At 61.6% G+C, this 8,513-nt stretch carries 10 protein-coding genes and 1 pseudogene; 8 read left to right on the top strand and 3 right to left on the bottom strand.

Going from position 1 to position 8,513, the window contains the following annotated elements; all coding sequences use genetic code 11:
• Nucleotides 1-73: 73 nt before the first annotated feature.
• Entirely contained in the window at nt 74-346 is a 273-nt protein-coding gene (locus UW3_RS0124025) for a DUF3509 domain-containing protein (protein WP_010226363.1), read from the bottom strand.
• A gap of 274 nt (nt 347-620) precedes the next feature.
• Here UW3_RS0124025 and UW3_RS0124020 point away from each other — a divergent pair, with 274 nt between their 5' ends.
• On the top strand, nt 621-1,145 hold the full coding sequence (locus UW3_RS0124020; RefSeq protein ID WP_010226362.1) for an ankyrin repeat domain-containing protein: 525 nt from the start codon (nt 621-623) through the stop codon (nt 1,143-1,145).
• A 59-nt stretch (nt 1,146-1,204) separates the two neighbouring features.
• Nucleotides 1,205-1,735, top strand: a complete 531-nt coding sequence (locus UW3_RS0124015; RefSeq protein WP_010226361.1) for a hypothetical protein — start codon at nt 1,205-1,207, stop codon at nt 1,733-1,735.
• On the opposite strand, the gene UW3_RS0124010 is transcribed toward UW3_RS0124015, so the two are convergent.
• Nucleotides 1,732-2,673 (bottom strand): ZIP family metal transporter, encoded by a 942-nt coding sequence (locus UW3_RS0124010; RefSeq protein WP_026001503.1) that lies wholly within the window; start codon nt 2,671-2,673, stop codon nt 1,732-1,734. The two genes, UW3_RS0124015 and UW3_RS0124010, sit on opposite strands and share 4 nt — an antisense overlap.
• Before the next feature lie 127 nt (nt 2,674-2,800).
• On the opposite strand from UW3_RS0124010, the gene UW3_RS0124005 reads away from it, so the two are divergent.
• A complete protein-coding gene (locus tag UW3_RS0124005) occupies nt 2,801-2,992 on the top strand; it encodes a PLDc N-terminal domain-containing protein (protein ID WP_010226359.1) in 192 nt (63 codons plus the stop codon).
• 43 nt (nt 2,993-3,035) lie between these two features.
• Here the strand turns inward: UW3_RS0124005 and UW3_RS0124000 are convergent, their stop codons facing one another.
• On the bottom strand, nt 3,036-3,509 hold the full coding sequence (locus UW3_RS0124000; protein WP_010226358.1) for a methylated-DNA--[protein]-cysteine S-methyltransferase: 474 nt from the start codon (nt 3,507-3,509) through the stop codon (nt 3,036-3,038).
• Between the two features lie 185 nt (nt 3,510-3,694).
• Between UW3_RS0124000 and UW3_RS0123995 the strand changes: the two genes are divergently transcribed.
• From UW3_RS0123995 to UW3_RS29940, 5 genes and pseudogenes are all read left to right on the top strand, one after another.
• Nucleotides 3,695-5,779: an LTA synthase family protein gene (locus tag UW3_RS0123995; protein WP_010226356.1), complete on the top strand. Its 2,085-nt coding sequence runs from the start codon at nt 3,695-3,697 to the stop codon at nt 5,777-5,779.
• 128 nt (nt 5,780-5,907) lie between these two features.
• Nucleotides 5,908-7,242, top strand: coding sequence for a hypothetical protein (locus UW3_RS0123990; RefSeq protein WP_010226354.1), 1,335 nt, complete (start codon nt 5,908-5,910; stop codon nt 7,240-7,242).
• Nucleotides 7,243-7,315: 73 nt separating this feature from the next.
• The gene (locus UW3_RS0123985) at nt 7,316-7,552 is read left to right on the top strand and encodes a hypothetical protein (protein ID WP_010226352.1); all 237 of its coding nucleotides are present in this window, start codon (nt 7,316-7,318) and stop codon (nt 7,550-7,552) included.
• A gap of 186 nt (nt 7,553-7,738) precedes the next feature.
• A complete protein-coding gene (locus UW3_RS0123980; RefSeq protein WP_010226349.1) occupies nt 7,739-8,071 on the top strand; it encodes a ribonuclease E inhibitor RraB in 333 nt (110 codons plus the stop codon).
• Between the two features lie 210 nt (nt 8,072-8,281).
• A pseudogene (locus tag UW3_RS29940) lies at nt 8,282-8,513 on the top strand (circularly permuted type 2 ATP-grasp protein); the annotation flags it as partial.

Here is an 8,513-nt window from a genome sequence, read left to right as displayed (position 1 = left end):
TCGCATCGCGGGGCAAGCCCGCTCCTACACAGACTTGTAGGAGCGGGCTTGCCCCGCGATGCGATCTCCATGCTTACCGATAAGTCGGCAAGGCAAACCGCTGCTGGCTCTGCAAATTTGAAATCACTGGCAACTCACTGGCCTGCCCGGCCAGGTCGCGGCGAATCGCACTGATCGCCCACGACAGCTGTTCGGCGCTGTGCAGTTGGGCATAAGAAATCGAGCGCTGGGTCTGGGTGCCGTCCGCTGCCCGCAGGGTCAGCAGAATTCCACCGTCGGGGCGCGCCTGAGTGGTGACGTCGTAGGCGGAGAATACCGAGGCGAATTTTTCCTGGATGAGGTCCATATCAGCTCCTGACTGTTAGTGGCAGACATGGAGTGACTGGTGCAGTGACTGTGCCAGCTTTTCTTTGAGATAAAATCGTTATAAATCAATAAGTTATAATTTATGTCGAAGAGCGCTATCGTGCACTCTGCACGGTCGTGCATTTTGCACAGTGCATTTTGCAGTGCTGCCCTGGCCAATAGATTTCTTCTGTCATGGCCATGAGTTATCCACCGTTGACCCGGCGTGCTCGCTGACAAAGACTTGGGCCTTTCCGATAGCCAGGAGGTTCCCCATGTCTGACCAACGTAGCCCCACGCCGATGAACGATGACGAGGCGGCAGCGTTCGCCGAAGAAGTGTTCGACCGGGCGCGCAAGGGCGACGCGGTGATGCTCGGGCGCTTGCTGGAAAATGGCCTGCCGGTGAACCTGCGCAATGGCAATGGCGATACCTTGCTGATGCTTGCCAGCTATCACGGGCATCTGCAGGCCGTTACAGTGCTGCTCGAGCACGGTGCCGACCCGCAGATTGCCAATGACAAGGGCCAATTGCCCATCGCCGGCGCCGCTTTCAAGGGCCACCTGGAGATGGTCCAGTTGCTGGTGGATAAAGGCGCCGAGGTCGATGGGACGTCTGCCGATGGGCGTACGGCGCTGATGATGGCGGCGATGTTCAACCGCACGGTCATCGTCGATTACCTGCTGGGCAAGGGCGCTAACCCGCGCCACCGTGACGCCCGTGGCAGCGATGCCCTGGGCGCGGCGCAAACCATGGGTGCCCCTGAGACCAGCGAGCAGTTGCTCAAGCTGCTCGGCTAACCCCCCGGGGCCTTTTGCGGCTATCCTTGGCGACTTTTTTACCGTCGCAGGGCCCCCACATGAAATCCCAACTGGTCGAACTCATCGGCAAAATCAGCGCTGGCTGCATGCGCGAGGAAGACATCGCGCGCATCGCCGACGAAGCCGCCCAGGCCTATGCCGACCCGCAGGCGTTCCTCGCCGCCAACCCGGACATCAACTACGACGACAGCTTCCCGATCCCGCTGGGTGAATGGATTGTGGTCGGCAGCCTGCCCGATACCGTGCTGTTCCAGGCCGATACCTACCAGGACCTGTTTGCCCAGATCGTCGACTCCTTCGACAAGAGCGTGCCGTTCAACCTCAAGCCCAAGCAGTTGGCCAAGGTCGAGCCGCTGACCGCGCTCAACCGCATCCAGGTGCAGATGGGCGCGATGAACAAGGAAGCAGGCGGCTACGTGCTGATGAACTTCAGCCAGTTGCTCGATGACGAGCTGCAGATGGTGCTGGTCGGCAACGACGAGCTGCCACGGGTGCTGGAACTGTGCGCCGAGGTCGGCATTGCCGCAGCGCCGGCTCTGGAAGCGTTACGGGTTGCCGTGCACGTTTAACCGAGGGCGGTATCGAGGAACATCATCACCGCAAAGCCGCCCATCAGGCCCAGGGTTGCCGAGGTCTGGTGGCCGTTGCGGTGGGTTTCCGGGATCACTTCGTGGGACACCACGAAGATCATCGCCCCGGCCGCCAGGCCCATGCTCACCGGGTAGGCGATAGCAAAACCGCTGGAGATGCCCAGACCGATCACGGCACCCAAGGGTTCCATCAGGCCCGAGCCGATCGCCACCAATGCCGCCTTGAAGGTCGAAAGGCCGGTTGCGCGCAGCGCCAGGGCCACGGCCAGGCCTTCGGGAATGTCCTGGATGGCGATGGCGCTGGTCAGCGGCAGGCCGACATTGAGGTCGCCGTTGGCAAAACTGACGCCGATGGCCATGCCCTCGGGCAGGTTGTGCAGGGTGATCGCCAGCACGAACAGCCACACCCGGTTGATCCGCTCGGCCTGTGGGCCGCAGGGGCCGGTGCTCTCGTGTTCGTGCGGGGTAAAACGGTCGAGACCGAGCATCAGCAGCACGCCCAGGCCCATGCCGACGACCACCGTCAATGCCGCGTAAGGGCCATTGCCGGTGATCCCACGGGCCGCGTCGAGGCCGGGCAGAATCAGCGAGAACGAGCTGGCAGCGAGCATCATGCCGGCGGCAAAGCCGAGCATGACATCCTGCGTTCGCGCGCTGATCTCGCGCAGCACCACGGCCATGACCGCACCCAGGGCGGTAGCGGCAAAGCCGGCAAGGCCACCGAGCATGGCCATGTGCAGGTTTTGCTGGTGCTCGCCTTGCACAGCGTTCCAGGCACTGGCGACCAGCAGGCCGAGCACCGCCAGCAGGCTCAAACCCAAGCCTGCGCTGAGCCACGGGCTGCTTTGTGCCTGTTGTATCCAGGCGCTCCATAGTGGCGCGGGGGCAGGGCTGCTGTGGCTGTGGGCGGGTGGCATAGGGACCTCTGGCTGCAATTCAATGAACCGAGTGTAACCAGCGCTGCTGGGCTGCGGCGAACGATTCGCCTCTATCGGGCTGATAGCCAGCTATCCTGAGGGCAGGCGTGATCATGGGAGCAATACCATGGGGTCTACCTTCAATAGCGTGGTTGGGCTGATCATTCTGGCCCTGGACATCTGGGCGATCATCAATGTGATCAAGAGCGGTGTCAGTGGCGGCGTCAAGATTCTCTGGGTGCTGCTGATTCTGCTGTTGCCTGTGCTGGGCCTGATCATCTGGGCGATCGCCGGGCCGCGGGGCAATGTGCGGCTATAGTCCGCTATCGCGGGGCAAGCCGGCTCCTGCCCCGCGATAATTTTCAGATCAACCAGGTCCCCTCCAGTTCCAGCAAGATCTGCTTGCGCTCGATCCCCCCGGCAAACCCGGTGAGGGTGCCATTGCTGCCGATCACCCGATGGCAGGGCACAATGATCGCGATCGGGTTGGCGCCATTGGCGGTGCCCACTGCCCGCACCGATTTCGGCTTGCCAATGGCCTGGGCAAGCTCGCCGTAGCTGCAGGTGGTGCCATAGGGAATGCGCTGCAGGGCCTGCCACACCTGGCGCTGGAATGGCGTGCCGTGGGCCGCCAGGCGCACTTCGAAATGTTCGCGCTTATGGGCAAAGTACTCGTCGAGCTGGCGTGCCACATCGTCCAGCTGGCGAGTGGCCGGCTGCCAGTCTTCGGCCAGTTCCCAGGGCTGGGCGGCATCCATGTGCAGCATGCGCAGGCCCTGTTCATCGCCTGCCAGTAGCAGCGGGCCAAGCGGGCTTGGGAGGTAGCGATAAAACATGGCGTAATGATCTCGATGCGGATAACACTGATTCTATTACGAAATTTTCACAATCGATTGCCGACAATTTGCTCGCGCAATTATCCAATCGCCGAATGGCCGTGCAACGTGCTCGCGTTTAGGGCACATTTGCCGATTCGTTTTACCGCCTTCCTCGAACCTGAACCCTAGGGATCTTCCAATTCATGGCTACCACGGACGCCTTGAGTCAACAGCGGGCTGCGTCGCGCCCGTTGCAACCGACGCTGAAATCGCACCTGGCCTACACCCTGCTGTGCGGTCTGGTGATCATGCTGATGCTCAGTCTGGTCCGCCTGGCCCTGCTGGCCTATAACAATGACATGATCGGCGACACGCCGATGTCGACTGTAGCCGAGGGCTTCTTCAACGGTCTGCGTTTCGACCTGCGGGTCGTGGTGTACCTGAGCATCCCGCTGCTGCTGGCCATCCTCAGTGCCCGGGCCATGGCCGCACGCGGCCTGTTCCGTGCCTGGCTGACCATCGCCTCGAGCATCGTCATGTTCCTCGGCCTGATGGAGATGGATTTCTATCGCGAGTTCCACCAGCGCCTCAACGGCCTGGTGTTCCAGTACGTCAAGGAAGACCCGAAAACCGTGCTGAGCATGCTCTGGTACGGCTTCCCGGTAGTGCGCTACCTGCTGGCCTGGGCCTTTGGCACCTGGCTGCTGAGCCTGCTGTTCAAGGGCATCGACCGCCTTACCCGGCCCGATGGCGTGTATGAAAGCCAGGTCGCTGGCAAGCGTAGCGTAGCACCTTGGTATGTGCGCGGCGTGGTGTTCTTCATGGTCCTGCTGGTGGCGGTCATCGCTGCTCGCGGCACCCTGCGCCAGGGCCCGCCAATGCGTTGGGGCGACGCTTTCACCACCGACTCGAACTTCGTCAACCAGTTGGGCCTGAACGGCACCCTGACCCTGATCGATGCGGCCAAGAGCCGTTTCGGCGAGGACCGCGCCAACATCTGGAAGTCGACCATCGAGCAGGGCCTGGCTACCCAGGCCGTGCGTGACATGCTGCTGACCGCCAACGACAAGCTGGTCGATGCCGACAGCGCCGCGGTGCGCCGTGATTTCACCCCGCCAGCGGACAACACCCTGCCGATCAAGAACGTCGTGGTGATCCTCATGGAGAGCTTCGCCGGTCATTCGGTAGGCGCCCTGGGCAGCCCGAACAACATCACCCCGTACTTCGACAAACTGGCGAAAGAGGGCGTGCTGTTCGACCGCTTCTTCTCCAACGGCACCCACACCCACCAGGGCATGTTCGCCACCATGGCCTGCTACCCGAACCTGCCGGGCTTCGAGTACCTGATGCAGACCCCGGAAGGCGGCCACAAGCTGTCGGGCCTGCCGGCGCTGCTCAGTGCCCGTGACTACGACGACGTCTACGTCTACAACGGCGACTTTGCCTGGGACAACCAGTCCGGGTTCTTCGGCAACCAGGGCATGACCACCTTCATCGGCCGTAACGACTTCGTCAATCCGGTGTTCTCCGACCCGACCTGGGGCGTGTCCGACCAGGACATGTTCGACCGCGGTAACGAAGAGCTGGCCAAGCACGATGGCAAGAAGCCGATCTACGCGCTGCTGCAGACCCTGTCCAACCACACGCCGTATGCACTGCCCAAGGATTTGCCGGTCGAGAAGGTCACAGGCCAGGGCCGCCTGGACGAGCACCTGACCGCCATGCGCTACTCCGACTGGGCCTTGGGCCAGTTCTTCGAGAAGGCGCGCAAGGAGCCTTACTTCAAGCAAACCCTGTTTGTCATCGTCGGCGACCATGGCTTCGGCAACCACCAGCAGGTCACCGAGATGGACCTGGGGCGCTTCAACGTGCCGCTGCTGCTGATCGCCCCGGGCATCCAGGAGAAGTTCGGTGCGCTCAACCACACCGTGGGTACCCAGATCGACATCGTGCCGACCATCATGGGCCGCCTGGGCGGCGAAACCCGTCACCAGTGCTGGGGCCGTGACCTGCTTAACCTGCCGGCCGGTGATCCGGGCATTGGCATGATCAAGCCGTCGGGAAGCGAGCAGATCGTTGGCCTGATCAAGGGTGATCGCATCCTGATCGAGTCCAAGGACATGTCGCCACGCATGTACCGCTATGAGCTCGGTGCCAACTTCAAGGCCGAGCTGATCGAAGCCCCGGACCAGAAGGACCTGACCCACAAGCTCGAGTCGTTCATCCAGACGGCGACCAAGAGCTTGCTGGACAACACCGCTGGTGTAGTGCACGGCACCCCGGAATAACGTCGTTGCTAGCGCTGTAAACAGGACCCCGGCTTGCCGGGGTCTTGGCTTTCTGGGCCATGGGTGCTCAAATCGCGCGCTTGAGGAAGCGGGGGCTGCAACGGCGCCCATCAAAAAAGGATTTTTACGTGCGCGTGTTCGTGTTGTTTGCCTGCCTGTGCCATTCACTGTGGGCGCTGGCCGATGTTGCACCGGCGGATTACCAGACGCCCCCCGGCTGGCGTACCGAATGCATGGGCCGGGTGCAGTTCGATGTGCCCAAGGACATTGCCTGGCACACCTCCAGTGGCTACTGGCAGTACTACAATTTCGAGCTCCCCGACCCCACGATCACCCCTGGGGACAAGCAGATTGCCTACGGCGAAGGGTTGACTGGCGAGCTGCCCTTTCTGGTCGACATCGAGGTCAGCCCGTTGACCACCCGTGCACTCTACGAACAGATCCGCTATGTGCAGAGCCTCACCCGTGGCCCGGCGCAGGAGCGGGTGGTGAAGGCACAGATGGAGGCGCTGGATGCCGCCATCTCTGCGAGCCGTGACGATGAAACGCGCTACAGGGCACTGAGTGATCAGTACTACGACTTGCGTGAAAAGCTCCAGCGCATAGGCTATGTGAATTCGCAACTGGTAGTGCTTGACGACATGATCAAGCAATTTACTGGCGAGGGGCGGTCGGTGGCGAAGCTGCAGGTCGAGCGTGATGCCTTCTTCGAGGAGCAGGCGCAATGGCCGACCGATGTAGAGTACGAGCATGAGCGCTTTATCGAGCTGGGTGTGCCGGACGCCTCTGCAAACTGGTATGAAGGCAATCTGACTGCCTACCTGTGGCGCGATCAACGCATCTACCGATTCAAATTCTACAGTGGCGCCAATACCGCGACAGACACCGCGGCGCTGGCCCGGCTGGAGCCCAGGGCGCGCGCTGTGCTGGCCGCGTTCCGCACCCGCAAGCAATACGAAATCCCCCAGGACAACGGCTTCTGTGTGCCCTTCGGCTTCATTGCCGACGATGGCACACCGCGCCATGCCATCACCCTGGGCCTCAACCCCGCAGACAACCCGAACCTGTTGCACCGCCTGAGCATGAGCAGTGACAGCGACAAGGCCGTCGAGATGGTGCCGATGCTGCTGGATCGACTGATTGCCAACCCGTTTCCGATGCATATCAGTGTCGATAAGTTCGGGCCCTCAAGCGTGCGGATCGGTGCCGCCAAGGGCCGGTTCGGCGGTGCACGCTTTCGCGTCTATGAGCCCGACAGTTTGAAGCCGGCAGCCACTGAAACGTTCAGGATGGTCGCTGGCGCCTTGAGCTCCGGCTACCAGCCCACCGTGGTACTGGGAGTGACCGATGAACACTCCGAGCCGCCGCTGCAGTTCGAGCCCTCCAGGGACGAGTTTCTGCGCACGCTGCAAAGCATACGTGCGCTGCCGGGCGGCCATCGCTTTGAGCTGCAAGTCGACTGAACAACCACCCCGCGGCGAGGTCAACGGTAGGTAGGCCAGATTCACCCTGAACATCGGTACAGAGGAGCGTCCAATGAAAGACTGGGTCATTACTTTTGTTGATCAGAAGGGCGAACGTACCTCGCTGCCTTTCACCGCAGAGCTTGAGCCGAGCATCGAAGAGGCTGCGCGGCTGATTCGTACCCATCTGTTTCCGGTCCTGGGCGAACTGGACCTCAATGATTTCCAGGACCGCGAACCCTCGCCGACCGCCAAATGGCTCAAAGAGCAGAACGGCGTGGAGATCACTGCCATCACTGAAGCACCCTGAGCCCGTTGGCTGGCACGCCCGGCAATCAGGCGCTACGCTGCAGACAAGGTCGGGCGATTGTTTCTGATTGTCCGGGCTTGCCGATCCACGTCACGCAACAGCTCGAATTGCCCCCGCACGTCTTGTGTGGCGGGCAGGTGCGTTTTGCACTGAAAGTCTATCCATCGGTAATGAGGAGGACGATTCATGAGCAGCCAATACGAGGACATCAGCAGCACGGTCTTGCGTCGGATGAAAGAAGGGGGGTTCAACTTCGCCCAGATTCATCCCATCGAGTTTTATGCGGTATTTCCGGACGAGGCACGGGCGCGGCGAGCGGCAGGAAAGTTTCGCGGCGAATCACTCAGTGCCCAGGTACATGAGCGCGATGATGGCGCCTGGCACCTGGAGCTGAGCAAGGTGATGTTTGCAACCTATGGCGGTATCGGCGAATTCGAACAGGATTTCGAAGCGGTCATCGCGCCATTGGGCGGTGAGATTGAAGGCTGGGGAGTCAAGCAGGAGCGTCAACTGGCTTGAATCCAGGGCCCGGCGAGGGCGGCTGTTGCCGCCCGGTACGGGCTGATCAGCGCTTCGCAATGAAGCGTTGCTGCCAACGCAACCGGAACGCTTGCACAGATCTGGTGCGATCGTCCTTTTGTCAAAGTACAAGCTATTGAAAAACAAGGAATTATGCCGCTGGCACGGGGCTTGCGATGGCTCGGGTGCACGGGTGACAAGGAGTTCGGCATGATCCGCACCTTTTATGACGAAATGTACGCCGCTGACGGTCTGGTCCGTCCGCATTACCGGGCGTTCGCCCGCTGGCTGGCCGAAACCCCGCCGGAGCTGCTGGCCCAGCGTCGACGTGAAGCCGACCTGCTGTTCCACCGCGCCGGCATCACCTTCACCCTCTATGGCGACGAGCAGGGCACCGAGCGGCTGATCCCCTTCGATACGATTCCGCGCAGTATTCCCGCCA

The organism is Pseudomonas donghuensis (assembly GCF_000259195.1).
Taxonomy (GTDB): domain Bacteria; phylum Pseudomonadota; class Gammaproteobacteria; order Pseudomonadales; family Pseudomonadaceae; genus Aquipseudomonas; species Aquipseudomonas donghuensis.
This window is presented reverse-complemented; position numbering and strand designations above follow the sequence as displayed.